Source organism: Halosimplex rubrum (assembly GCF_013415885.1).
GTDB lineage: Archaea > Halobacteriota > Halobacteria > Halobacteriales > Haloarculaceae > Halosimplex > Halosimplex rubrum.
Map to the genome: position 1 here is coordinate 615,315 of NZ_CP058910.1, position 24,312 is coordinate 639,626.

Sequence of the window (24,312 nt, forward strand, 5' to 3'; positions counted from 1 at the left end):
GACGGTCCGGACCATCCCCTCGTTGACAATCCAGCGGAAAACGACGCGGCCGCGCGAGGACCCGGTTTGCGACCCCTCAGAGGCCGTTCGTGTTCACCGCGGTGGTCACGTCGCGCCAGTTGCGGACGGTCCAGTAGCCGAGGCCGGAGGCGATCATCGCGGCCGACAGCAGGTACACCGAGAGGTGCGAGGCGACCACGGCGTCGGGGTGGGTCAGCCCGTAGACGACGCCTTCGGTGCCCAGCCCGATCATGACGAAGCCGACGACGCCGACGCCCGCCGCGGTGACGAGCGCGGGCCGCCCGTAGTACTCGGAGTGTTCGGCCGCCAGCACGGCGGCGACGAAGCCGACCGACCCGGCGAGCACGTAGAGGGGCAGTCGCCCGACCAGCCCCGCCGCGTCGCCCGACGCGATCCCGACGATCCCCAGAAAGGCCGCCGTCAGCGCGAGCGTCGTCGCGCAGATGAGCGGCCCCGCCCGTGCCAGTACGTCCCGTTCGAGATACCCGTTCGCCGACGTAGCCATCACTACAGAGACGGCCGTCTCCCTACAAAAACACCCGTCAGCCGGGCGTCTGACCCCTGTGAACGGAGTGATGGATCTCGTTCGTCGTCCGACCGCCCGTACCAGCCCCTTCCCTCCGAAACCTATTTGCCCGCCAGCGGGCTACCGGTAGGTGATGACGCGGTCCGCTCTCGCGTGGCGCTGGCGCTCGCCCGCTCCGAGAGCGGACGGTACCGCGAGCGCGGTCGGTCGGGCCTAACCCGGCCGCCCGGGACGCGGTGCTCACTCGTTCTCCCGCTCGCTCGCCCGCCAGCCACCGCACACCCACCGACACACCCACCGACACACATGCACGACGACAGCGCCACCGACGCACAGCCCGCCGACCAGTCCGCAGATTCGACCCAGGAATCCGACGGGACCGACGGCGACGAGCCCGCCGACGCCGACGAGTTCACCGTCACGCCCTACGACGTGGACGGGACCGTCGACTACGACCGCCTGCTGGAGCAGTTCGGCGCCGACCGGCTCACCGACGAGCAGGTCGAACGGTTCCCCGACCACCCGATGCTGCGCCGACGGGTCTTCTACGCCGGCCGCGACGCCGACCGTTACCTCGCGGCCGCCGAGGCCGGCGACACGCACTCGATCGTCACCGGGATCGGCCCCTCCGGCCCGATGCACCTGGGCCACGTCCTCGTCTTCTACCTCGCCAAGCGACTGCAGGACGAGACGGGAGCGCACGTCTACGTCCCGCTCTCGGACGACGAGAAGTTCTACGCGAAGGACCTGTCCTTTCCGGAGATCGAGGACGCGACTCGCTCGAACCTGCGGGACCTCCTGGCCGTCGGGTTCGACCCCGAGCGCACCCGTATCGTCGTCGACCGCCTCGACGCCGACGCGGTGTATCCGCAGGCCGCCCGCGTGGCCGCCGACATCACGCAGTCGACCGTCGACGCGACCTACGGCGACCCCGACAACGTCGGGCTATCGTTCTACCCGGCGGTGCAGGCCACCCACCTGCTGCTCCCGCAACTCGTCCACGGTCGCCACCCGACGCTGGTCCCCATCGCCGTCGACCAGGACCCCCACGTCCGGGTCTGTCGCGACGTGGCCGCCAAGGAACGGTTCGACGTGGACAAGCCGGGCGCCCTGCTCGGAAAGTTCCTCCCCGCGCTCGACGGCCCCGGGAAGATGTCCTCCTCCTCGGACGCACCGGCCATCGAGCTGACCGACGACCGCGAGACCGTCCGGGCGAAGATCATGCAGCACGCTCACTCCGGCGGTCGCGTCGATATCGACGACCACCGCGAGCACGGCGGCGACCCGAGCGTCGACGTGGCCTACCAGTACCTCCACACGTTCTTCGAGCCCGACGACGAGCGCGTCGAGGGGCTCGCGGCCCAGTATCGCTCGGGCGAGTTGCTCTCCGGTGAACTGAAGGGGATCGCCGCCGAGCGGATCGGCGACTTCCTCGCCGAGCATCGCGAACGCAGGGACGCGCTCGGCGACCTGGAGTCGGAGCTGGCGCCGTATCGGTTGACCGAAAAAGAGCGGTCACGGCTGCGACCGTCGGTGTTCGCGTAGCCGAGCCGCGCTACGTCGCGACCGACTCGGCCAGCGCGACAAGCTCGTCGCGCGGCAGGTCGGCGACCACGGCGCGCGTCACGCCGTCGTCCTCCCAGACCACGGCCGCCCCGTCGTCGCGGTCGACGTAGGTCGCGTTCGCGCCGGCGACGGTGACGGACTCGCCGTCGGTCGCGTTCCCGCCCGCGGTGGCGTTCAGCATCGGCAGGTCCTCGGCCGTCGCGACGACGGTCACGTTCGCCGCGCCGACGTAGCTCCCGGCGGCGACCGTCCGGCCCGCCCGGGTCACGACGACCGCTCCGTCGAACTCGTAGCCCTCGCTGTCGAGGCGCTGGAGGGTCACGTCGGTACCCGCTTGCGCGGCGTCGAACGTCTCGTAGCGCTCCTGGCCGACGGTGTTCACCGACGCGGCGTCGGGCGGCCGGAACGTGCTCTCGTGGACGCTCGCGTTGAACTGGAGGGTGTCGAAGGCGACGGTCGTCCGGTTGTCGCCGTAACTCGCGCGCAGTTGGTGGACGCGATAGTCGGCGGTGTCGACCCACAGCGTCGCCTCGCCCCGGTCGGACTCGTTGGTCGGCTCGACCCCGACGACGTACACCTCCGCGCCGTCGAGCGTCGTCGTCTCGCGCAGTTCGGCGGTGACGTTCTCGGCGAGCCACTCGGAGACGGAGGCGTTCGCCGAGCCGTTCCAGTCGGCCCAGGAGGTGCCGTTCCAGGTGTGGTTCCCGGCGTCCGACCAGTTACCGGCCCGAGCGGTGTCGTTGCCAGCGAGCGCGGCGCCGTCGGCGGCCATCGCCGACCCGTTCCAGTCCGAGGCGTTGTCGGGCAGGTCCCAGACGCGGGCGGTGTCGTTCGCGCCGTCGTAGACCCACGCGACCGAGCCGTTCGTGCCGGCGGCGTACTCGCTGCCGTCGTAGCTGGTACTCAGCTTCGTCCGATTCGGGCGGTCGAGGACGAACGAGACGGGCTCCGAGCGCTCCGCGGTGGCGTTGGCGACGGTGACGGTCGCCTCGCCGGTCAGCGTCTCGGCGCTCTCGTAGCGCTGCTCGACCCGGTCGAGGACCTCGTCGCCGTCCGGCTGCGCGTCGCCGTCCAGGCTGCCCGCGGGCATCGCGCCGGTCGCGACGGCCGCCGCGAGCGCCACGGCGAGGACGCCGACGGCGACCAGCGCGGACCGCATCGGGAGGGACCCGCTGTCGTCTGTCATTGACGCCGCTTAGGGTCGGAGACTCATAACGGCACGGTCGCCGGTGAGCGCGGTGTTCAGATAAGGTTTGAAGGGTGAGGCGTAGCGTTTTCTGAGTGATTCATGCCCGAAAACGCTAGCCTCGGCGGTAATCTCGACCAATTCGACTTAGATTTTGTGGAGCGAGAAGCGACACCACGACTGTTGATGAAGCTGAGTATTCAGTTGCATCTGGCTGGACTCTCACTTTCGAATACTGTTTCTATTCTTGAGGTATTCGGTGTCAAACGTGCTCGCTCAACTATTCATAATTGGGTTCACAAGGCTGATTTACAGCCCGAAGGTGGACACTCACCGGATCACGTCGCGGTTGACGAGACCGTGATCCGACTCAACGACGAGCAGTATTGGCTGTACGCTGCTGTCGATCCGGAAACGAACAAACTGCTGCATACAAAGCTAAGACCAACTACAACGAAGGTTCTCGCCCATTCATTTCTCGCCGAACTCAGCGAGAAACACGATGTTGACGACGCCGTGTTTCTCATCGATGGCTCCAAATCGTTAGAAGCTGCGTGTCACCGACATGGCTTCGATTTCAGATACGAAAAACATGGAAATCGGAACGCTGTTGAACGTGTCTTTAGAGAAGTAAAACGACGAACTGTATGTTTCTCAAACTGTTTTAGCAATGCCGAAGCAGAAACAGCCGACGATTGGCTCAGATCGTTCAGCTTCGCATGGAATCAGCTTATCTGAACACGATGCCGGTGAGCGTCGAATCGCTGCGGGCGGACGCGACCGAGGCGCCCGTGACGACCCTCGGCAGGCTCGCCGTCCGCCTGCACCCCGACGACTGGCACTGGGAGCTCGTCGACGCCGACCGCGAGCCGGTGGCGACCGGCCGCGTGACCCACGACTCCCGCGAGGCCGTCGAATCGGCCGTCTCAGACCTCCAGGCGTCGGCCGCCGAGACGACCGTCTACGAGATCCGCGACGCCGCCTTCGACTGCTATCGCTCCGAGAGCGGCTGGACGTGGCGGCTCGTCGACGCCGACCACGAGCCGCTGGCTCGCGCCTCGGCGACCTACGACGACCGCGCGGCCGTGCAGTCGGCGGTCGAGCGCGTCAGCGCGCTCGCGCCGGACGCGGACGTGGTCGACTACGACGACGTGGCCTTCGAGCTGCGGTCGGCGGCCGACGGCTGGACGTGGCGCCTCGTCGACGAGGACGGCGAGGAACTCGCCCGGAGCATCGCGACGTTCGAGAGCCGCGTCGAGGCCCAGGAGGACCTCTCGACCGTCAAGTCGCTCGGACCGGACGCCTGGGTCTCGACGGCCGAGTAGACGGGCCGAGTAGGTCCGTCTCTCCTTCGAGCGACGACAACCGCTTTCCCGACGGGCGTCGAACCCGCGACCGTGAACGCGGACGCCGGAGCGGGCGCGACGGTGAACGTTCGTGAGGTCGCGGTCAGTGCCGTCTTCGCCGTCGTCACGGGTATCGTCCTCTGGCCGCCCGGGGCCGTCTACTGGACCGCGGTGGCCGCGGCGGTCGGCGAAGCCGCGACGCTGGCGCTGGTCGTCGTCGCGGCGCTGGCGCTCGGCGCCGCGTTCGGGGCGCTCACCGGCGTCCGAGTCCGCGAGTTCGCCGCAGGTGGCGCGGTCGCCTACGCGGTCGGTATGGCCGCCGTCGCAGTCGCCGTCTCGCCGGACAGTCCCGCGCACCTCGTCCTCTACGGCGCCCTCGCCGTTTGCCTCGTCGTCGGCGTCGCCGCCGCGCGCGTTCGGGCCGTCCCGGCGCGACCGTCCGATCATTAATCTCCGTGCGCCCCCTGGGACGGGTGTGACCGACGCGACCGACACGGAGGCGGCAGGGACCGACTCGGTGGGTGGAGGGCGGTCGACACCGGCCGAGGGCGAGCCGGTAGTCGATCTGGCGGACGTGACGAAGACCTACGAGGGCGGCGTCGCCGTCGAGGCGCTCTCGGACGTCTCTCTGTCGCTCCCCGCGGGTTCCTACACCGCCGTCATGGGCCCCAGCGGCTCGGGCAAGAGCACCCTCCTCAACCTCGTCGGCGCCCTCGACACGCCGACGAGCGGCACCGTTCGGCTCGACGGCCAGGACATCGCGGCGCTGTCCGAGGCCGAGCGCGCACGCGCTCGTGGCCGGACGGTCGGGTTCGTCTTCCAGACGTTCAACCTCATGCCGCGGCTGACCGCCGTCGAGAACGTCGCGCTCCCGCTGGTCTTCCAGGGCGTCGACCGCGGGCAGCGCCGCGAGCGCGCCGCGGATCTGCTCTCGCGGGTCGGCCTCGGCGACCGCCTCGACCACCGCCCCTCGGAGCTGTCGGGCGGCCAGCGCCAGCGCGTCGCCATCGCCCGCGCGCTGGCGGCCGACCCCGCGCTCCTGCTCGCCGACGAACCCACCGGCAACGTCGACACCGAGACGGGCGCGCAGATCATGGAGCTGTTCGCCGAGTTGCACGAGGCCGGCAACACCATCCTGCTGGTCACCCACGAGCGCCGCATCGCCGAACACGCCGAGCGGGTCGTCCACTTCCGCGACGGCGTGATCGAGGACGTGGAGGTCCTCTGATGGACCTGACCGAGACCCTGCGGATCAGCGTCCGCTCGCTGCGCTCGCACCGGTTGCGGGCGGCGCTGACGGTGGTCGGCATCGTCATCGGCATCGCCGCGGTCGTCACCTTCGCGACGTTCGGCGCGAGCCTGAAGGCCGACGTGGTCTCGGAGATCGAGGGGTCGAGCGCCAACGAGGTGTACCTCGTCGCCAGCGAAGCCGACGAGGGCGGCGGGTTCGGCGGCGCCGGTCAGCCGGTCTTCACCGAGTACGACCTCTCGCAGTTGCGCGAGATCGAAGGCGTCCAGCGGGTCGTCCCCCGCGGGATCGTCCCCGTCAGCGCCGTGAGCCACGACAACGAGACGATTGCCCAGCGGCAGGTCACGGCCACCAACGCCACCGCCTTCGACACCGCGACCTTCGAGTCCGGGCGAGCCTTCGAAAACGGCGCGAGCGAGGCGGTCGTCAACCGTCCGGCCGCGCGGCTGTTCCCGGGCAATCTCTCGACCGGCGACGACCTCTCGATCACCCGTTCGTCGGGCGAGGAGTTCGACGTCACCGTCGTCGGGATCGTCAACGGCACCGGCGGGCAGCTGCCGTTCAGCTCCTTCACCGACCAGCCGCGGGTGTTCGTCCCTGCCGACCCGTTCTACCAGTCGGTCGTCGAGAGCCCCAACGCGGTGAGCAACCAGCGAGTCTACTCGCAGGTGACCGTCGTCACCGACCCGGCCGACACCACCGCGACCCAGGAGCGCGTCCGCGAGTACTTCGCCAGCCCCCGCTCGGACGCCGCACAGCTTCTCCCCCAGGGCTACGAGGTGAGCGCTCGGACCAACGCCGACCTCGTCGACAGCATCGAGCGCATCGTCACCAGGCTCACCCGTTTCGTGACGGGCATCGCCGTCATCGCGCTGATCGTCGGCGCCGTCGGCATCGCCAACATCATGCTCGTCAGCGTCACCGAGCGGACCCGCGAGATCGGGATCATGAAAGCCGTCGGCGCGCGCAGCCGCGACGTGATGGCGCTCTTTCTCGCCGAGGCGGTGCTGCTGGGCGCGCTGGGCGCCCTCGTCGGCGTCCCGCTGGGGGTCGCCGCCGGCTGGGCCGCGACGCGGTACGCCGAGATCCAGCTGACCCTGGCGCCCGGGTGGTTCGCCGCCGCCGTCGCCGTCGGCGTCCTCACCGGCGTCGTCGCCGGCCTCTACCCCGCCTGGCGGGCCGCCCGCGTCGACCCCATCGACGCGCTCCGGTACGAGTGAACGGGGGGCGGCGGTCGCCGCTCCGGCCGCGGTTACCCGCCGGCGGCCACCCTGTGGCGCTGGCCGCGGAGGACGAGCCAGCCGCCGCCGATCCCGGCGACCCACTGGAGGCCGATCACGATATCGCGGCGTTCGCCCGTCGTCGTCCGGGACGCTACTTCGGTGACGACGTAGTAACTCCCGTCGTGGGCGACGAGTTCGTCGGCGTCGTCAAGCGGGTCGCTCGTCCGGTACTGTCCGGTCTCCAGCGCCCCGCGGACGCCGCGGGAGGCGTCGTCGCTCGACACCGCGACCGAGTCGAGCACTCGCGACTTGGGCACGGGTTCCAGCCCGTACTCGACGGAGCCGTTGGCCAGTTCCTCTGTCGCGGTCTCGAAGAAGCCCGCTCCCCAGACGTGGACGTACGGGTAGCGAACGTCGCGGACGACGAAACGCGGGTACTCGTCGTACGTGACTCCGCCGTTTGCGTGGACCGCCCGTTCGAGCGCACACGACCTGCTCGGCAGGGTATCGAGACACGCGACCCCCGGGTCGATTTCGTCGACACCGATCGGCGCGTCGTAGGTCCCGTTGTCGTGGAACGTGATCTCCTTCGGCTCGTACGTGTAGCTGTCCGGGTCGCCGATGTCGAGCGCGCCGACGACGAACGGGTTCAACAGGAGGGCGAATCCGACGAACACGTAGAGCCCCCCGCGCTGTCTCCGCGTCAGCGACCGGACCATGGACAGTTGTTCAGTCTCGCCGACAAAACGATGTCGGTTCCGCGGGCGGTCGACCGTCGCGGGCCCCCTCGCGGGTCGGCCCGGGTGCCCGTCACACGGTCGCGCGGCCAACAAAGGCTTAAACCGGCGGAGACTCCTACGGTCAGGTATGCAACACGTGAAGATTCCGCAGGACCGGATCGGCGTGCTGATCGGCGAAGGGGGTGCGACGCTGCGGGAGATCGAGGACCGTTCGGAGGTGCGACTCGATGTCGACAGCGAGACGGGACAGGTCAAGGTCGAACAGACCGGCGACCCGCTCACCGCGCTGAAAGGCCCGGACATCGTCAAGGCCATCGGCCGCGGGTTCGCCCCCGAGGAGGCCATGCGCCTGCTCGACGACGAGATGATGATGTTCGACATCATCGACATCGACGCCGCCGCGCGCAACCGCAACGACCTCCAGCGCCACAAGAGCCGGCTCATCGGCGAGGACGGCCGCACCCGCGAACTCATGGAGGAACTGTCCGGCGCTTCCGTCGTCATCTACGGCTCCACGCTGGGCATCATCGGTGGTCCCGAACAGGTCGACACCGTCCGCGAAGCCGCCGAGATGATCATCGAGGGCGCCCCCCACGGCACCGTCTACTCCTTCCTCGAAGAGAAGCACAACGAGATGAAACACAAGGGCCTCGACTACCACAAGTTCTCCGGCTAGACGTTCTCGTCGTTTTCGTCTCTTTTAGGCTGTTTTTGCACTACGATCCGCCCAGCGGTGCTGTCTGCCGTCGTAGTCGCGGAGGTTCGCGGGTCGTTCACAGCCCAGCGATCGGTACCGACAGTCGTCGCAGCGGTCCACTCGGTCACTACATCGATCCACACGACACCGACTCGAACGGCTTCAGGTACGAGGGTATTTCACGGGCGCTGCCGATAGCCCGGGTATGCGCGCAGCAGTCTTCACGGACTACGGCGAACCGCTGGAGGTTCGGGAGGTCGACGACCCGGAACCGGAGCCACACGGTGCGGTCGTCGCGGTGGAGGCCTGCGGGGTCTGTCGCAGCGACTGGCACGCCTGGCAGGGCGACTGGGAGTGGCGCGGCCTCGACCCGGTGCCGGGCCACATCCTCGGCCACGAACCCGCCGGCCACGTCGTCGCCGTCGGCGACGAAGTAGCGGGCGTCTCCGAGGGCGACCACGTCGCCGTCCCGTTCAACCTCGGCGACGGCTCCTGTCACCTCTGTCGGACCGGCCACTCCAACATCTGCGAGAACCGCGAGGCGCTGGGGCTCCAGCCGAGCGCCCCGGGCGCGTTCGCCGAGCAGGTGCCGGTCCCCCACGCCGACCACAACCTCGTCACGCTCCCCGAAGGCGTCTCCTCGGTCGACATGGCCGGGCTGGGCTGTCGGTTCATGACCGCCTTCCACGGGCTGGCCCACCGCGCCGACGTGGGCGCCGGCGACTGGTTCGTCGTCCACGGCTGCGGCGGCGTCGGCCTCTCGGCGGTCCAGATCGCCGACGCCATCGGCGCCAACGTCGTCGGCGTCGACCTGATGGACGAGAAACTCGACTTCGCGGAGGAACAGGGCGCCGTCGAGACCGTCAACGCCGCGGAGGTCGAGGACCCCGCCGCCGAGGTGCGGGCGATCACCGACGGCGGCGCCGACGTGTCGATGGACGCGCTCGGCATCGAGACCACCTGCCGCAACGCCGTCGAGAGCCTCGGCAAGACCGGCCAGCACGTCCAGGTCGGGCTGACGACGAAGGAGGCCGGCGGGACCCTCCCGCTGCCGACCGACGAGATGGTCACCGCCGAGATCGACTTTCTGGGCGCGCTGGGGATGCCGCCCGAGCGCTACGACGAGATCTTCCGGATGGTCGCCACCGGGAAGCTCGATCCGGCCGCGATCATCACCGAGCGCATCGGCCTCGAAGATGTCTCGGGCGTCCTCGACGACATGACCGACTTCGAGACGGTCGGTATCCCCGTCATCGACGAGTTCTGAGAGACTTGTGTGGATCGGGGGAAGCGAACTCTCGTGAGGCGCCCGGCCGCTGTGGGTCAGATTCGGTCGAGCAGTTCCCGCTTTTTCTCTTCGAACTCTTCGTCCGAGAGAACACCCGATTCGTGAAGATCTGTGATATTTTTCAACTGTTCAGTGGGATCCGGTTCCGAGCTTTCGGTCTGTACAACTGTTTTATCTGCTTCTTCGGCCATATCTCGGACGAACCGTAGCGCCGTCCGGAGCTCGTCTTTTCCGACGCCTTGTGCCTGAATGTGATAGGTCGGTCCTTTGGTCTGTAACGACACTCGCTTTGCGACGAGTCCGGTGTCGAGGTCGCACGAGACGATAGAGGAGTAGGGAATGTGGCGCTCGTCGTCCCCGAGGAACTGCGGGATATTGATCACCACTCGTTTGTCCGTTATCGCGGTGAAAATGCCTTTCAACGATGACTTCCGGTCGCGGTCGTTACCCCAGAGTGATTCGCCTGATGTCGACCCTTCGACATCGATTGTCCCTCCTTTGAACATGTAATGAACGTTCTCGTCCTCATCGAGCGTGTCCCCCATCTTCTGTATTCGTTCCGGTGTGACCCAACCGCCTTGCGGATCGGCGTTCATGTGTTTTTCTGGGTCGGCGAGTTCGTCGAACCCCTCAGCACGTTGGGGCTCATTCTCACTCGAGATGTCGTTCCCCCATAACCGCTTCAGCCCTGTTCCGTCCGCGCTACTGTGCTGAACGAGCCACGAGTGAACCGCGTCGATCTCCTCGTCGTCGTACATGTTCCCGATTGGAACGACGACACCGAACTCCTCGGTGGTGAACGACACCTCGTGAGTCCCGAACCCGCCCGTCTCGACGGTGACACCGTTGATAGATTCAATCGGGACGTCCATCGATTGGTCTCCGTCCTGATTGGCTGCGACAGTCAGCCAGCGCTGATCAGTCACCATATGCATGACCATTCCGGTGCCCTTCTGGACCGGTTTCGAAGGGGCACCCGGTCCCTCGAGTTCCACCGTCTTGTTCCTCGCCGCGAATATGAAATGTGGTTGCTCGTCGGGCCGCAGGTACTCAACCAGTGATTTCGAGTGTAAGTATCGAGTTGTCAGGCCCGGCTTGATCTCGGTGAGGCGTTGGATGGTGACCGATTCGTGGTCGGCATTTTCGACGAGCGTCGTGTCTTCAGAAGAGTTAGCCATTCTAACGGTGCCTCACTCTCGAATCCGATCACTTAACGATTGCTTAAGAAATCATATCATTATGCCCGTCTTTTAACCGGTTCGTCTCTCGATCCGAGATTGTCGAAGGTGCCAGTACCCTCGATTCCCGTGCATGGCACGTGTAACGAACGCACCGATGCGCACCCGTGGAAACGTAAGATACACCTTAGAGAGCATCAGATACCCGTGGGTAACTGTCGCTATCTTGCCGTCAGAACCGAACGCATCGGCCTCGAAGACGTCTCGGGCGTCCTCGACGACATGACCGACTTCGAGACGGTCGGCATCCCCGTCATCGACGAGTTCTGACGGCGTTCCGACCCGCCGGACGACGACAAAGCACTTCCGCGCGACGGACACAGACGAGTGCATGGACGACAGCTTCGAGCGGTGCGGTCCCGGCATCCGCGGCGTGGCGATGGCGATCGACGCCGTCGTCTGGTTCGCCCTCCTGTTCGTCGCGATCTACCCGATCGCGGCGGTGACGGGCGACATCACGACCACGAGTGAGGGCGTCGACGCGTCGCTCAGCGGGACGCCGGGGCTCGTCGCGTTCGGGCTCTGGTTCGCGCTGGCGCTGGGCTACCACACCGTCGCGGAGTGGCGATACGGGCGGACCATCGGGAAAGCACTCGTCAAGATCCGGGTGACTGACGGCGACGGCTCGCCGCCCTCGCTGCGCGCCGCGGCGGTGCGGAACGTCCTCCGGCTCGTCGACTGGCTGCCGGCGTTCTACGTCGTCGGGATCGTCGCCGTGTTCGCCTCCGACGGGTCGCGACGGATCGGCGACCGGGTCGCGGACACCGCCGTCGTCAGGTGACGCTCCGGTCCGCCCCGCGGTCAACACCGCGGGCGCTCGCCGTCTCGCCCTCTCGAAAACAGTGTCGGTGACTGCGCGGCCGGCCGCGAGACCGCGCTACCGCCGACTACCGGTCACCGCCGGCTCCGTTCCCGCCGTCGTTGCCGGCGTGGTCCGGCGGTCCGCCGGACTCGTCCTCGTCGTCTTCGTCCGCGTCGTCAGCATCGTCTTCCTCGTTCGCTTCGTCTTCGGCCTCGTCACCCGCTTCGTCGTCTTCTTCGTCCTCTTCGTCGTCGTTACCGGCGTGGTCCGGGGGTCCGCGAGTCTCGTTGCCGTCGTCGCCGGCGTGGTCCGGCGGTCCCCGCGTGTCGTTGGCCGTCTCGTTGCCGGGACCAGCGTGGTCCGGCGGCCCCCGGGTGTGGTTGCCGGTTTCGTTCCCGGTGGCGTTGCTCGGACCAGCCCACGCGGGCGGCCCGCCGCCGTTGCCGGGATTGTTGGCCGTCACCCACGACGCGATGGCCAGGCCGCGCGGCCCGTCCGTGTCGTCCATCCCCGACATGAAGCCGACGAGCTGCAGCCCGAACGGGGCCGTCTCGTTCGCATCGCCCGTCTCGTTGGACTCGCCGGCCGCCAGGTCCGCCGTGGTCGTCGCCGAGGCGTTGTCGAACGTCGCCGTCACCGACACCGTCAGCGACTGGTTCGGCGCCTGAAGCGTGACAGTCCCGTTCTCACCGGTAGTGTGCGTCCCCGCATCGGCGTACGTGACGTTCTCGGTGACCGTCGTCACGTTCACCGACGCGTTCGCGACCGTGTCGTCTCCCATCCCATTCCCGACCGTCTCGTTCGTAACCGTCACCGTGACGTCGTCGTCCTGTTCAACATCGACGCTCAGCGACTCCGCCGACGCTGTCGCCGCCATCGCCGGCGCCGCCACCGAGACGACCATCAGTACCGCCACCAGCAACGCCCGTGTGCGCTGACTCATACGTCGATACTCCACGGCCTATTTCCACTTAGTCGTGGGTTACCCTCGTCCGGAATTTTGCCGAATTAACGCGAATTTTCGGCCGATAAACGGTCTACCCGTCGGTTATCCGTACTGAGAACGCCGCACAGAGACCGGCATGGGCCGACGCCAGCGGACGGGAAACGATTTCCGGACCGGTAGCGAGACATCGGTATGAACTTCCGCGAGGTCACGACGGACTCGTACGCGCTGTGGCTGGTCGCCTTCCTCGTCCCGGCGCTGGTCGTCGGCGCGCTGACCGACGCCGTCGTCGAGGCGTCGGTCGCGGCGTGCGTGCTGGCCGGCGTCGGGTACCTCTACTTCAACTACCCGTTCTGAGCGGACGCCCGTCGTCGGGGCGTGCTCACCCGGATATCACGACGCACACGCCGTAGACCGCCACTGTCCCGTCCACGAGGCGCACGGCCGCGACGTCGGCGCCGAAACTGCCGCGCCCTTCCACAGCCGAACCGGCCCGCGCCGCGACCGCCGGCGCCACGTACGCGACGTAGAGTCCGATGCCGACGACGAACAACCCCGTCAACGCTACCATGCTCGAAAAGCTTGATCCTGACTGACACGATTCTGCGATGCGACTCGGTGTCGACCGGCCGCGCTACGCGTCGCCCTCGGCCCGAGCGATCAGGTCGCGGGCGTGCTCGCTCGCCCGCTCGCGCACGGCGGCCTCGTCGAGGGGCAGCACCCCGCGGTCGCGCATCAGGACCTCGCCGTCGCAGACGGTGTGGCGCACGTCGCTGCCGCGGACGGCGTAGGCGAGGTGGCTCACCGGGTCGTGGGCGGGCGTCAGGTGCGCCGCTTCGAGGTCGACCACGGCGAGGTCGGCGTTGGCGCCCGCTTCGACGCGGCCGCCGTCGAGGTCGAGCAGGTCGGCGCTCCCCCGCGTGACCATCTCGACGACAGCCTCGGCGGGGACGGCGCCCGCGTCGTCGGCCACGAGCTTGCCGATCATCGCCGCGTCGCGCACCTCGTCGAAGGCGTCCAGGTCGTTGTTCGAGGCCGCGCCGTCGGTCCCGATACCGACGGTGACGCCGGCGTCTCGGAGGCGCTGGACGGGCGCCATCCCGCTGGCGAGCTTCATGTTCGACGCCGGGCAGTGGGCGACGCCGGTCCCGGTGTCGGCCAGCAGGTCGATCTCCGCCTCGTCGACGTGGACGCCGTGGGCGACGTAGGTGTCCTCCCCGAGCAGGTCGAGGTCGTCGGCGTACTCCAGCGGGCGGGCGCCGTGTTCGTCGACGATGGGGTCGACCTCGTTCTCGGTCTCGTTGGCGTGAAAGTGGATCGGCAGGCCTGCCTCGCGGGCCTTCGGGACGAACTCCCGGAGATACGCCTCGCCGACGGTGGTCAGCGAGTGGGGCTGGAACGTCGTCGAGACCCGACCGTCGGCGGCGCCGTCCAGCTGCTTCGCCACGTCGATGCTCTGCTGGAGATCCGCGCGTGCGGCCTCGTCGTCCTTGCCGACCGTGACGGCCGTGTGGCCGAGGACGGCCCGCACACCGGCACGGTCGACCGCGTCGGCGATCCGGTCGACGTGGAAGTACATGTCCGAGAACGCGGTGGTTCCCGACCTGATCATCTCCACGATACCGAGTTCCGCTCCCGCCTCGATGTCGTCGGCGGTGAGTTCCGCCTCGACCGGCCAGATGTCCTCCTGCAGCCACGCGTCGAGCGGTTTGTCGTCGGCGTACCCGCGCAGCAGCGTCATCGCGACGTGCGTGTGGGCGTTGCCCAGCCCGGGGATCACCAGCCCGTCGCTCGCGTCGAGGGTCTCGGCGGCGTCGACGGTGCCGGGGTCGACCACGTCGGCGATGTCGCCCGACTCCCGGTCGACCAGCACGTCCGCCCGCTCGACGGTGAGATCGGGTCGCAGTACCTGTCCGCCCGCGACGAGGAGGTCGCTCATGGCGGCGAGTTCGGCCGGGGGGTGCCTGAATGTGCCCCTTCGCGACCGCGTCGGATCGCGGGGTCACTCCCGGGCCGCGCGGTCCCGGATCCGGTCGATCCGCTGGGTCAGCGACGGCTCCATCCGCCGGAGCGAGGCGAGGCGGCCCCACTCCATCGGCGCGTCGTTCAACTCGGCGTAGCGCTCGATGGCGGCCTCGACGGCCTCGCGACTCGTTCGCTCGACGGCCGCGATGTCGGCCCGATAGACCAGCCACTGCCCCGCCCACAGCCCGAGGAGCCCGGCCGACAGCGCGACCAGTGCGACCGCCCCGTCGGCGACGCCCGGCACGGAGAGGACGCCGAGGAGCGGCCCCAGCGTGAACAGCACCGTCCCGACGGCCAGGGCTAACCGCGCTTCGAGGTGGTTCCTGTCCGTCCGTGCGGCCTGGAGGGCGAGGGACGCCCGAAGCGTCTCGTCGTCGAGCTCGTCGAGCAGGTAGTCGGTGACGAACAGCTGTCGACGGCGGGGCGGGCCGCGCACGAGCGCGAACGCCTGTTTCGCGTCGGTCGCTTCGAGGACGCGGACGCCGTAGGGGTCCAGCCCCGCCTCCTGGCACAGCCGAGCGAGCCGTTCGCGCTCGGCGTCGGTCGGCGACCGCGTCGAGCGGGTCAGCCGGACCAGCCACGGCGCGGTGACCCAGACGGCGAGGAGCAACAGGAAGAGGACGGCGACGAACGGGAGCGCGGTCGTCGAAGTCGTCGTCAGTGCGTTCTGTACGACGACGAGCACGGTGAAGTACAGTGCCGCACCGAGACCGAACCGGCCGAGGCGGAACGCGGCCGACACCGGCGACACGTCCGTCCCGCGGAGCGACTGGGCCGCGGGGAACGCACCGAAGTACGCGCCGATGGCGGCCGCGAACGGCGTCGAGACGCCGAGAAACAGCGTGGCAGCGCTCGCGAGTTCCGTGTCGATTCCGACCAGCGGTGCGGCCGCCGCGTCGACGACGCCGAACCAGCCGGCGTCCAGCAGCGCGAGGACCGTCCCCGCGTAGACGACCACCAGCACCGCGCGGACCGCGCGGCGAAGCCGAGCGAGCGCGGCCACGCGGTCGTCGGCGCCGCGAACCCGCAGACCGTACAGGTACAGGACGAGCGCGCCGATGGCCGCACCCGCGGCGAGCGCGCCCAGCGAGTCGCGGACCGCACCGCTGTCGACGCCCGACTGGAGGGCGACACCGGCGTCGATCCCAGACTGGAGGAGATGGAGGGCGAGCACGTCCGCCGATCCGACCGGCCGGTCGAAAACGTTTGCGTGTCGTCACGTTCGATCAGACCGCGCGGCTGTTCCCCGGCGGACGCCGTCGGCGATCACCTTGTACAGTAGCCCCATCGATCCGGCGTACAGCGTCAGACCGCCCGCGAGCGACAGCGCCGCACCGAGGAGGAATCGCCCCAGTCCATACCCCCTCCGTAGAGGCCGTACGTCCGGGCCGTCATCGCCATGTTTGTCCCGACGACGGTCAACACGGCGGCGACGGTCAGGAGGATCCCGAACACCGCCACCATTCGAAGCCCGTACGCGAGTCCGTCGGTCACGCTGACTGTCGTCATGGAAGCCGGTGGTCGCGCTCTCGGGGATAAACCTACGGGCGGTAACCGTCTCGGGGACCCACGTCGCCCGGAGAGGGAAAGACAGTTGCCCGCGGCCCGCGCAGTAGGCGTATGCGCATCGCCGTCCCCAACAAGGGTCGCCTACACGACCCGGCGATCGATCTGCTGGACCGGGCCGGCCTCCACGTCGTCGACGGGGCCGACCGGAAGCTCTACGCTCAGACCGTCGACCCCGACGTGACCGTCCTCTACGCCCGCGCCGCCGACATCCCCGAGTACGTCGCCGACGGCGCCGCCGACGTGGGGATCACGGGGCTGGACCAGGCTCGGGAGTCGGACACCGACGAACTCGTCGACCTGCTCGACCTGGAGTTCGGCTCGTGCCGACTCGTCCTCGCGGCGCCCGAGGACGGCGACATCGAGGCCGTCGCGGATCTGGACGGCGGCACCGTCGCCACGGAGTTCCCGAACGTGACCCGCGAGTTCTTCGCCGAACGCGATATCGAGGTGGACATCGCCGAGGTGTCGGGTGCCACGGAGCTCACACCGCACGTCGACATCGCCGACGCCATCGTCGACATCACCTCGACGGGTACCACCCTGCGGATGAACCGCCTGGCGGAGATCGCCGACGTGCTGGAGTCGTCCGTCCGCCTGTTCGCCCGCGACGACGTGGCCGACGACGAGAAGGTCCAGCAGATCCGCATGGCGCTCGAATCCGTGCTCTCCGCCGAGGGCAAGCGCTACCTGATGATGAACGTCCCCGAGGACCGACTGGAGGAGGTGAAGGACGTGCTGCCGGGGATGGGCGGGCCGACGGTGATGGACATCGCCGGGAAGGAGGACGTGGCCGTCCACGCCGTCGTCGACGAGCGAGCCGTCTTCGAGACCATCAACGCGCTCAAAGAGGTGGGGGCGAGCGACGTGCTCGTCACCGAGATCGAGCGGCTGGTGGAGTAGTCAATCGGCGGCGGGCGTCCTCAGAAGAAGCCGAAGATGTTGTTCAGCGCGAAGCCCAGCACGGCCGCGAAGGCGAGGTGCAGCGCCGTGAGCACCGCGGCGGGTCGCCAGGAGATCCGGTAGGAGACGCTGATAGCGATGGCGTCGGCAGCCAGGGTGGCCAGCAGGACGATGACGATCCCGAGGCCCGGGGAGACGAACCCGATGCTCTCGACGCCGTAGCGGCCCAGCAGGATGGAGACCAGCGCCGGGACCGGGCCGACGTAGGCGGCCCGCTGGCTGGGCACGTCGCCGATGAAGAAGGTCGCGGCGAGGTGCAGCGTCACGGCGTAGAAGACCGCGGTGAGCAGGAAGGTGACGACCAGCGCGAAGATACCGCCGCCGGTCGCGTCGGTCTGGAGCGGCGCGAGCGCGGTCGGCGTCTCGACCGAGAGCGGCGCTACGAGGTCCATGGCGGCGATAGGCAGGGCGGCGGTTTGTAGCCTGCTATCGCGGACGGCCGGGCGTCGCGAGCACAGGTGGTTCGGGCGCGGGACGTGTGGGGCCGAGCGCCGCAGTGTCGCGACTACTCCAGCAGACCGAGGTCTTCCAGCCGGGAGACGATCTTGTCGACCGCTTCCTCGGCGTCCTCGGGCTGTTTGCCGCCGGTGATGACGAGCTTCCCGGAGCCAAAGAGCAGCGCGACCACGTCGGGGTCGTCCAGCCGGTAGACCAGCCCGGGGAACTGCTCGGGCTCGTACTCGATGTTCTCCAGGCCGAGACCGATGGCGATCGCGTTGAGGTTCAGATTGCGGCCCAGGTCCGCGCTGGTGACGATGTTCTGGACGACGATCTCCGGGTCGTCGTCGACCTGGATGTTCAGGTCGCGCAGCTTGTCGAAGACGATGCGCAGGCTCTCGTGGACGTCGTCGGTGCTCTTGGCACCGGTGCAGACGATCTTGCCCGAGCGGAAGATCAGCGCCGCCGATTTGGGCTCCTGCGTGCGGTAGACGAGGCCGGGGAACTGCTCGGGGTCGTAGTCCGCCCCTTCCAGGTCCATCGCCACGCTCTGCAGGTCGAGCTCCTGCCCGATTCCAGTCGAGGCGACGACGTTTTCGATATTGATTGTCTCCTTGGGGTCAACCATGTCTCGACTTAAACGTTGTATTTAAGGCTTATAAACTTTCATACGGGACGTTGATACGTCACGAACGCGGACGGGTCACCTCGCTTAGGTTCTCGGCCCGGACGACGCCTAAAAACGCCTTTTAGTGGGGGTGAGGAGCGGTTTTATCAGGGGTCGGGGTCCGGCGAGCGGACGGTCGGGGTGGGGAACGGTCGCCGGCGAGCACCGGTGGGTTCTTGGCCGGCGGCGGGCGACTGTCGGGCGTGTACGTCCTCGAACTGGGCGGGCAAGACGACGATTTCGCGGCCTGTGAGGCGGCCAGCGCCGCCGCAGGGGTCGAGGTCGTCGGTGCCGGGCTGGCGACCGCGCGCGCGGTGACCGACCGCGTCCGCGACCTGGCGTTCGTCCACCGCGCGAGCGAGGTGGTCGGCCACTGCGACCCCGACGTGGCGAGCGCGCGGGCGCTGCTGGACGCCTCGACGGTCGACCGGGAGGGGAGCGTCGCCGTCCGCGCCGTCGACGTGCGCGCCACGACCGGCGTCGACACCCAGCGCGTCGAGCGCGAGCTGGGTCAGGTGCTCGTCGACCGCGGGTTCGCCGTCGACCTCGACGACCCCGACCACGAGCTGCGCGCGCTGTTCGCCGGGCCGCCGGGCGCCGAGAGCACGGCGGCGAACGGCGAGTCGGCGGACGCGGCCGACGGCTCCGACGCCGACGGCACGGGCGTCTGCGTCCTCGGCTGGCTCGAAGCCGAGAGCGAGCGCGGCTTCGGCGACCGCCGACCCACCGACCGCCCGTTCTTCCAGCCCGGGAGCATGGACCCGATGCTCGCCCGCGCGCTGGTGAACGTCGCCGGCGCGCGAGAGGGAACAACCGTCGTCGACCCGATGTGTGGCACCGGCGGCGTCCTTCTGGAGGCGGGACTCGTCGGCGCCCGCGCCGTCGGGAGCGACGCCCAGGCGAAGATGGCCCGGGGCACGCGGGCGAACCTGCGCGACGCGCTCGGCGCCGACGGCGATTTTGCGGTCTGTCGCGGCGACGTGACGCGGCTGCCGTTCGCCGACGGCGTCGCCGACGCCGCCGTCTTCGACGTGCCCTACGGCCGCCAGTCGAAGATCGAGGGCGACTCGCTGGCGGACCTCGTGGGGGACGCCCTGGCGGAAGCGCGTCGCCTGGCCGGCCGCGCGGTGGTCGTCGCCGACCGCTCGTGGGAAGCGCAAGCCGTCGACACTGGGTGGCGCGTCGAGGAACACTTCGAACGGCGCGTTCACCGGTCGCTGGTGCGGCATATTCTGGTGCTGACGGAGTAAGCCGACTGCGAATGGCCTCCGGGGTACACGTTTAATACTAAACGAACTGTCTTAGCATTCATGACCACTGAGACGGTTCATTCGGACGACCCTCCGGAGGGGGCATACGTTCGACTTCCCGTCCCGCTCGGAGATACGGACGCGTTTCGTCACGGAGCGACCGGAGATGTCCTTCACGTGCTCGTCGACAACCCCGAGCGGACGTTTACGAACCGCGGATTACATCGAGTGACGGGGCGGGGCTTGGGCGGTGTGAACGCGGCGGTCGATACTCTCGAAGCGCTCGGGGTGGTCGATGTCGACCGTTCGGGCCGAGCGAACGCCGTCCGGGCCGACCCCGAGATGCTCGTCACGCCCGACGATCCCGTGACGGTCGTCCCGCAGTCGGAGTTCCACGCACCGATCAGAGCGGTTCTCTCGCGACTCGACGCGCGGATCGGGGAACCGATCGGCGTCGTTCTCTTCGGAAGTGTCGCACGGGGCGACGCCGACCGAACGAGCGACATCGACCTGTTCGTCGTGGTCGAGGACGGACGGATGGACGCTCAACGAGCCGCACACGACATCGAACGGGCGATGGCCGACGAGCGGATCGACGGCGAACGGTACGAACCACACATCGTCGTCGAGACTCGCGAGTCGGCACCAGGCCACGACCGGATCGACGATGTTCTCACCGAAGGGGTGACGCTCCGAGAGACGCCAGCGCTGGACGCGGTGAAGCGGGAGGTGTTCGACAGTGGGACTGACTGATGTCGTCGCCGCGCTCGAACGCGTCGAACAGTTGCTCGAAGACGACGAGACCGGACCGGTGCAGGATTCGCTGTCGTGGCAGCGGCCCGACGACGACGCGGACATTCAACTGGGAAAGGCCTGCGCGATGCTGGGGACGTGTCGACAACTGCGGCAGGGCACCAACAACTACGTCAGTATCGTCGAGCTGTCGTTCAACGCGATCGAGCGGTCGCTTCAGTTCTACCTCGTCGAGATGACTGCGGCGGAGTCGGCGGATTATCGGAAACACGGGGAGGTGTTCGACGACATCGCGTCGCGAAACGTGTTCTCCGGCGAGGCCGTCGCCGACCGGATCGACGCCTTCCGTGCCGAGCACCGGTCGCGCTTCTACTACGACCTCGACAGGCCGGGTCGGGAGTTCGCCGGGGCGATGCACGACCTCGCAGAGGAAGTTCACCGATACGTTGTCGCGTTCGCCGATGCCCACTCGCGGTGCAACTGCGACCCCGGCGACCGATGACCGGACCCGAGTAGTCACCTTTTAGCGCTCCCGCACGGTGGTACGCCCAAAGATGCAGCAGTACCTCGATCTCGTCCGGGAGGCCATCGCCGACGGCACCTACAAGCCCAACCGGACGGGCGTGGACACCCTCTCGACGTTCGGCGCGCACTACGAGGTCGACCTCCAGGAGGGGTTCCCCCTCCTGACCACGAAGGATCTGTCGGGCTACCGCTGGAACTCCCTGATCCACGAGCTCCTCTGGTACTTCTCCGGCGAGGAGCACGTCCGCAACCTCCGCGAGGAGACGAAGATCTGGGACGCCTGGGCCGACGAGGAGGGGCGTCTCGACACCGCGTACGGCCGCTTCTGGCGCCGCTATCCCATCCCCGAGGAAGGCCTGGAGGGCGAGTCCTGGCCCGACGACGCGGGCCGCTGGGTGAACGACGACGAGAACACCTTCGACCAGTTCCAGTACGTGCTGGACACGCTGCGGGAGAACCCCCGGTCGCGGCGCATCGTCGTCAACGCCTGGCACCCCGCCAACGCCGCCGTCAGCACCCTCCCGCCGTGTCACTACACCTTCGTCTTCAACGTCCAGGGCGACCGCCTGAACCTCCACCTGACCCAGCGCTCGGGCGACATCGCGCTGGGCATCCCGTTCAACATCGCCGCCTACTCGCTGGTGACCCATATCGTCGCTCAGCGGACCGGCTTCGAGGTCGGGAGCTTCTCCCATTCGGTCGTCGACGCCCACGCCTACTGCGGCGAGGGGGCCCGCGGCGAGTGGTACGAGGCCAACCGCGAGGAGTTGCGCGAGCGGATGGCCGCCGTCGACGACCGCGCGGGCTACGCCGGCGTGCGCGACTGGATCCTGACGGACGCGCCCGCCGAACCCGGCGAGGAGAACGCCGACCACGTCCCGAACCTGCTGGAGCAACTGACTCGCGAGCCCCGCGAACGGCCGACCATCGAGGTGGCCGACGAGCCGATCGACGACCTGACCTACGAGGACATCGCGGTGCGCGGCTACGACCCCGCGCCGGGGCTGGACTTCGCGGTCGCCGAGTGATGGCGGGCGACTCGGCGTCGTCGATGGAGATTGCGCTGATCGCCGCCGTCGCGGAGAACCGCGTCATCGGCGACGACGGCGGGATGCCGTGGCACTACCCCGCCGACCTCGCTCACTTCAAGGAGACGACGATGGGCCACCCGGTTATCATGGGTCGAGTGACCTACGAGTCGATCGCCGGCCAGCTGGGCGGGCCGCTGCCCGGGCGGACCAACGTCGTGGTGACGCGCTCCGGTGTGGACGCGCCCGACGAGGTCGTGCAGGTCGGGAGCGTCGACGCGGCCGTCGAGGCCGCCGCGGAAGTCGCCGCCGAGACGGGCGCGGAGACGGCGTTCGTCGCCGGCGGCGCGACCGTCTACGAGGCGTTTCTGGACCGGGCCGACCGTCTGGTGCTGACGGAGGTCCCCGGCGAGCCCGAGGGCGACACCCGGTTCCCGGAGCGGGACCCGGCGGCGTGGACCGAGGTCGAGCGCGAGCGCGAGGGGGAGCTGTCGTTCGTGACCTACGAGCGGCGGTGACCGTCGCCCGCGTGGCTCGAGGGGCCGTGTTTGGCGAGCCCGATCAGTGAGCCTTACCGGTGGGAGTTCTAATCCCGGGTATGGACGATTCAGCGGACGCGACGAAAGTCGAGTGGCGCGAGTGGGGCGACGAGGCGTTCGCGACCGCCGAGCGGGCGGGCAAACCCGTCCTCCTGTCGCTGTGGGCGCCCTGGAGCGAGGACTGCCGGGAGATGGACGAGACGACCTACTCGGAGCCCCGCATCGCCGCCAACGTCAACGACGGTTTCGTCCCCGTGCGGGTGAACGTCGACCGCCGGCCGCGCGTCCGCGACCGCTACAACATGGGCGGGTTCCCCTCGACGGTCTTCGCGACGCCCGACGGCGAGGTCATCACGGGCGCGACCTTCCTCGGGGTCGACGGCTTCCGCGAGATCTTAGACGCCGTCCGGCGCACCTGGGACGGGAAGGGCGCCGACGCGGGGTCGATCCCCAGACAGCTCGGCGACGCCGACCCGCCGGCGGGGGAGCTGTCGGCCCGCGTCGAGGAGCACATGGTCGAGCAACTGCTCGCGGCCTACGACGAGGAGTTCGGCGGCTGGGGGACGGACGTGAAGTTCCCGCTGCCCCGCACCATCGAGTTCGCATTGGTGCGGGCCCGCGACCAGGCCACGCGGACGCTCGAAGCGGTGCGGACGCGACTGTTCGACACCTACGACGGCGGCTTCTACCGCTTCTCACACAACCGCAACTGGGGGTCGCCCCAGCGGGAGAAGCTCGTCGACGAGAACGCGGCGCTCGTGCGGGCCTTCGCCCACGGCTACCGCTACACCGGCGAGGACGCCTACCGGGAGACCGCCGAGGACACCGTCGAGTACCTGACGACGGACCTGTGGACCGGCGACGCCTTCGCGGCGAGCCAGGGCGGGAACGACGCCTACTACCGCCAGGAAGCGACCGAGCGCGAGGACTCGGCGGCGCCGCCGGTCGACGGGACGGTGTTCGCCGGCCACAACGGCGTCGCCGTCGACGGGTTGCTCACGCTGGCCGCCTACACCGACGACGAGCGCGCCCGCCGCTACGCCGAGCGCGCCCGCGACCACGTGCTGGCCGAACTCGTCGGCGAGGACGGGAGCGTCGTCCACTTCGGCGACCCCGAGACGGGCGAAGTGGGCGAAGCCGGGCTCCTGCCCTCGCAGGCCCGCGTCCTGTCGGGACTGACGACGAGCGCGTCGGTGCTGGGCGAACCGGGGTCGATGACGGCGGTCGCCGACTACGCTCTCGACCACCTCCAGGGCGAAGCGGGGGCGTTCCGCGACGGACCGAGCGAGGGCGCGGGCCTGCTCGACCGCCCGCTGTACCCGCTGGACACGAACGTCGACGTGGCCGACGCGCTGGTCGAGACCTGGCTGCTGACCGACGACGACCGGTATCGGGAAGCCGCCGAGGCGGCGCTGTCGGCGTTCGCCGGCGCGACCGACCGGATGGGCGTCGAGGTGGCGACGTACGCCTCGGCGGTCGCCCGACTGCGCGACCCGCGGCTGGTCGCCGTCGGGACCGACGCCGGCAGCGACCTCCACCGCGCCGCGCTGCGGCTGGCCGACCACGAGACCGTCGTCGCGCCCGCCGACGACCGCGCCGACGACGGCGAGGCGGTCGTCCTCGCCGACGGCGACGCCGACGAGCGCGCGAGCACCCCCGACGAACTCGAATCCGTCCTGACCGAATCGCGCCCGTAAATTCACCCGTTGTTTTTTGTTTGGCCGGCGCCA

29 protein-coding genes are annotated in these 24,312 nt (G+C 68.8%); 18 read left to right on the forward strand and 11 right to left on the reverse strand.

Going from position 1 to position 24,312, the window contains the following annotated elements:
• Window positions 1–76: 76 nt before the first annotated feature.
• Window positions 77–526, reverse strand: a complete 450-nt coding sequence (locus HZS55_RS03095) for a hypothetical protein (RefSeq protein ID WP_179910292.1) — start codon at window positions 524–526, stop codon at window positions 77–79.
• A 327-nt stretch (window positions 527–853) separates the two neighbouring features.
• Here HZS55_RS03095 and HZS55_RS03100 point away from each other — a divergent pair, with 327 nt between their 5' ends.
• Window positions 854–2,092: a tryptophan--tRNA ligase gene (locus HZS55_RS03100; protein ID WP_179910293.1), complete on the forward strand. Its 1,239-nt coding sequence runs from the start codon at window positions 854–856 to the stop codon at window positions 2,090–2,092.
• Window positions 2,093–2,102: 10 nt separating this feature from the next.
• Here the strand turns inward: HZS55_RS03100 and HZS55_RS03105 are convergent, their stop codons facing one another.
• Window positions 2,103–3,299, reverse strand: a complete 1,197-nt coding sequence (locus HZS55_RS03105; RefSeq protein ID WP_179910294.1) for a DUF4367 domain-containing protein — start codon at window positions 3,297–3,299, stop codon at window positions 2,103–2,105.
• 102 nt (window positions 3,300–3,401) lie between these two features.
• Between HZS55_RS03105 and HZS55_RS03110 the strand changes: the two genes are divergently transcribed.
• The 5 genes from HZS55_RS03110 to HZS55_RS03130 all read left to right on the forward strand — a co-directional run bounded on the left by HZS55_RS03110 (window position 3,402) and on the right by HZS55_RS03130 (window position 7,114).
• Window positions 3,402–4,037, forward strand: coding sequence for an IS6 family transposase (locus HZS55_RS03110; protein ID WP_179909309.1), 636 nt, complete (start codon window positions 3,402–3,404; stop codon window positions 4,035–4,037).
• A complete protein-coding gene (locus tag HZS55_RS03115; protein WP_179910295.1) occupies window positions 4,019–4,624 on the forward strand; it encodes a YegP family protein in 606 nt (201 codons plus the stop codon). The genes HZS55_RS03110 and HZS55_RS03115 overlap by 19 nt, the downstream gene beginning before the upstream one ends.
• 72 nt (window positions 4,625–4,696) lie before the next feature.
• Window positions 4,697–5,095: a hypothetical protein gene (locus HZS55_RS03120; protein WP_179910296.1), complete on the forward strand. Its 399-nt coding sequence runs from the start codon at window positions 4,697–4,699 to the stop codon at window positions 5,093–5,095.
• A gap of 115 nt (window positions 5,096–5,210) precedes the next feature.
• Window positions 5,211–5,873, forward strand: coding sequence for an ABC transporter ATP-binding protein (locus tag HZS55_RS03125; protein ID WP_394353562.1), 663 nt, complete (start codon window positions 5,211–5,213; stop codon window positions 5,871–5,873).
• Window positions 5,873–7,114, forward strand: coding sequence for an ABC transporter permease (locus HZS55_RS03130; protein ID WP_179910297.1), 1,242 nt, complete (start codon window positions 5,873–5,875; stop codon window positions 7,112–7,114). The genes HZS55_RS03125 and HZS55_RS03130 overlap by 1 nt, the downstream gene beginning before the upstream one ends.
• 32 nt (window positions 7,115–7,146) lie before the next feature.
• On the opposite strand, the gene HZS55_RS03135 is transcribed toward HZS55_RS03130, so the two are convergent.
• Complete coding sequence (locus HZS55_RS03135) at window positions 7,147–7,836, reverse strand: hypothetical protein (RefSeq protein WP_179910298.1); 690 nt, start codon at window positions 7,834–7,836, stop codon at window positions 7,147–7,149.
• Window positions 7,837–7,984: 148 nt separating this feature from the next.
• Here HZS55_RS03135 and HZS55_RS03140 point away from each other — a divergent pair, with 148 nt between their 5' ends.
• Together HZS55_RS03140 and HZS55_RS03145 are read left to right on the forward strand one after the other, a co-directional pair.
• A complete protein-coding gene (locus tag HZS55_RS03140; protein ID WP_179910299.1) occupies window positions 7,985–8,533 on the forward strand; it encodes a KH domain-containing protein in 549 nt (182 codons plus the stop codon).
• A gap of 226 nt (window positions 8,534–8,759) precedes the next feature.
• Window positions 8,760–9,821, forward strand: coding sequence for a zinc-dependent alcohol dehydrogenase family protein (locus tag HZS55_RS03145; protein ID WP_179910300.1), 1,062 nt, complete (start codon window positions 8,760–8,762; stop codon window positions 9,819–9,821).
• Between the two features lie 56 nt (window positions 9,822–9,877).
• On the opposite strand, the gene HZS55_RS03150 is transcribed toward HZS55_RS03145, so the two are convergent.
• Window positions 9,878–11,020, reverse strand: a complete 1,143-nt coding sequence (locus HZS55_RS03150; RefSeq protein ID WP_179910301.1) for a PH domain-containing protein — start codon at window positions 11,018–11,020, stop codon at window positions 9,878–9,880.
• Window positions 11,021–11,227: 207 nt separating this feature from the next.
• On the opposite strand from HZS55_RS03150, the gene HZS55_RS22770 reads away from it, so the two are divergent.
• A complete protein-coding gene (locus tag HZS55_RS22770; RefSeq protein WP_281372909.1) occupies window positions 11,228–11,350 on the forward strand; it encodes a hypothetical protein in 123 nt (40 codons plus the stop codon).
• A 61-nt stretch (window positions 11,351–11,411) separates the two neighbouring features.
• Window positions 11,412–11,861 carry an RDD family protein gene (locus HZS55_RS03155; protein WP_179910302.1) on the forward strand — a complete coding sequence of 150 codons (450 nt, stop codon included), beginning with the start codon at window positions 11,412–11,414 and terminating at the stop codon, window positions 11,859–11,861.
• A gap of 106 nt (window positions 11,862–11,967) precedes the next feature.
• Here HZS55_RS03155 and HZS55_RS03160 read toward each other — a convergent pair whose 3' ends face one another.
• Complete coding sequence (locus tag HZS55_RS03160; protein WP_179910303.1) at window positions 11,968–12,825, reverse strand: hypothetical protein; 858 nt, start codon at window positions 12,823–12,825, stop codon at window positions 11,968–11,970.
• Between the two features lie 195 nt (window positions 12,826–13,020).
• Here HZS55_RS03160 and HZS55_RS03165 point away from each other — a divergent pair, with 195 nt between their 5' ends.
• On the forward strand, window positions 13,021–13,185 hold the full coding sequence (locus HZS55_RS03165) for a hypothetical protein (RefSeq protein ID WP_179910304.1): 165 nt from the start codon (window positions 13,021–13,023) through the stop codon (window positions 13,183–13,185).
• Between the two features lie 25 nt (window positions 13,186–13,210).
• Here HZS55_RS03165 and HZS55_RS03170 read toward each other — a convergent pair whose 3' ends face one another.
• The 4 genes from HZS55_RS03170 to HZS55_RS03185 all read right to left on the reverse strand — a co-directional run bounded on the left by HZS55_RS03170 (window position 13,211) and on the right by HZS55_RS03185 (window position 16,362).
• Entirely contained in the window at window positions 13,211–13,399 is a 189-nt protein-coding gene (locus tag HZS55_RS03170; RefSeq protein WP_179910305.1) for a hypothetical protein, read from the reverse strand.
• A gap of 63 nt (window positions 13,400–13,462) precedes the next feature.
• Window positions 13,463–14,767, reverse strand: coding sequence for an amidohydrolase (locus tag HZS55_RS03175; RefSeq protein ID WP_179910306.1), 1,305 nt, complete (start codon window positions 14,765–14,767; stop codon window positions 13,463–13,465).
• Between the two features lie 63 nt (window positions 14,768–14,830).
• Entirely contained in the window at window positions 14,831–16,027 is a 1,197-nt protein-coding gene (locus HZS55_RS03180; protein WP_179910307.1) for a M48 family metalloprotease, read from the reverse strand.
• 131 nt (window positions 16,028–16,158) lie between these two features.
• The gene (locus HZS55_RS03185; RefSeq protein WP_179910308.1) at window positions 16,159–16,362 is read right to left on the reverse strand and encodes a hypothetical protein; all 204 of its coding nucleotides are present in this window, start codon (window positions 16,360–16,362) and stop codon (window positions 16,159–16,161) included.
• 111 nt (window positions 16,363–16,473) lie between these two features.
• Between HZS55_RS03185 and hisG the strand changes: the two genes are divergently transcribed.
• The gene (gene hisG / locus HZS55_RS03190) at window positions 16,474–17,322 is read left to right on the forward strand and encodes an ATP phosphoribosyltransferase (protein ID WP_179910309.1); all 849 of its coding nucleotides are present in this window, start codon (window positions 16,474–16,476) and stop codon (window positions 17,320–17,322) included.
• 20 nt (window positions 17,323–17,342) lie between these two features.
• Here the strand turns inward: hisG and HZS55_RS03195 are convergent, their stop codons facing one another.
• A complete protein-coding gene (locus tag HZS55_RS03195; protein ID WP_246308345.1) occupies window positions 17,343–17,774 on the reverse strand; it encodes a DUF7473 family protein in 432 nt (143 codons plus the stop codon).
• Between the two features lie 113 nt (window positions 17,775–17,887).
• Window positions 17,888–18,448 (reverse strand): TATA-box-binding protein, encoded by a 561-nt coding sequence (locus tag HZS55_RS03200; protein ID WP_006882347.1) that lies wholly within the window; start codon window positions 18,446–18,448, stop codon window positions 17,888–17,890.
• 242 nt (window positions 18,449–18,690) lie between these two features.
• Between HZS55_RS03200 and HZS55_RS03205 the strand changes: the two genes are divergently transcribed.
• From HZS55_RS03205 to HZS55_RS03230, 6 genes are all read left to right on the forward strand, one after another.
• Window positions 18,691–19,737, forward strand: a complete 1,047-nt coding sequence (locus HZS55_RS03205) for a methyltransferase domain-containing protein (RefSeq protein ID WP_179910310.1) — start codon at window positions 18,691–18,693, stop codon at window positions 19,735–19,737.
• A gap of 60 nt (window positions 19,738–19,797) precedes the next feature.
• Window positions 19,798–20,490 carry a nucleotidyltransferase domain-containing protein gene (locus HZS55_RS03210; protein WP_179910311.1) on the forward strand — a complete coding sequence of 231 codons (693 nt, stop codon included), beginning with the start codon at window positions 19,798–19,800 and terminating at the stop codon, window positions 20,488–20,490.
• Window positions 20,477–20,992: a hypothetical protein gene (locus HZS55_RS03215; RefSeq protein WP_179910312.1), complete on the forward strand. Its 516-nt coding sequence runs from the start codon at window positions 20,477–20,479 to the stop codon at window positions 20,990–20,992. The genes HZS55_RS03210 and HZS55_RS03215 overlap by 14 nt, the downstream gene beginning before the upstream one ends.
• A gap of 52 nt (window positions 20,993–21,044) precedes the next feature.
• Window positions 21,045–22,043: a thymidylate synthase gene (thyA, locus tag HZS55_RS03220; protein WP_179910313.1), complete on the forward strand. Its 999-nt coding sequence runs from the start codon at window positions 21,045–21,047 to the stop codon at window positions 22,041–22,043.
• A complete protein-coding gene (locus HZS55_RS03225; protein ID WP_179910314.1) occupies window positions 22,043–22,561 on the forward strand; it encodes a dihydrofolate reductase in 519 nt (172 codons plus the stop codon). The genes thyA and HZS55_RS03225 overlap by 1 nt, the downstream gene beginning before the upstream one ends.
• Window positions 22,562–22,641: 80 nt before the next feature.
• Complete coding sequence (locus tag HZS55_RS03230; protein ID WP_179910315.1) at window positions 22,642–24,279, forward strand: DUF255 domain-containing protein; 1,638 nt, start codon at window positions 22,642–22,644, stop codon at window positions 24,277–24,279.
• The last annotated feature ends 33 nt before the right edge of the window (window positions 24,280–24,312 follow it).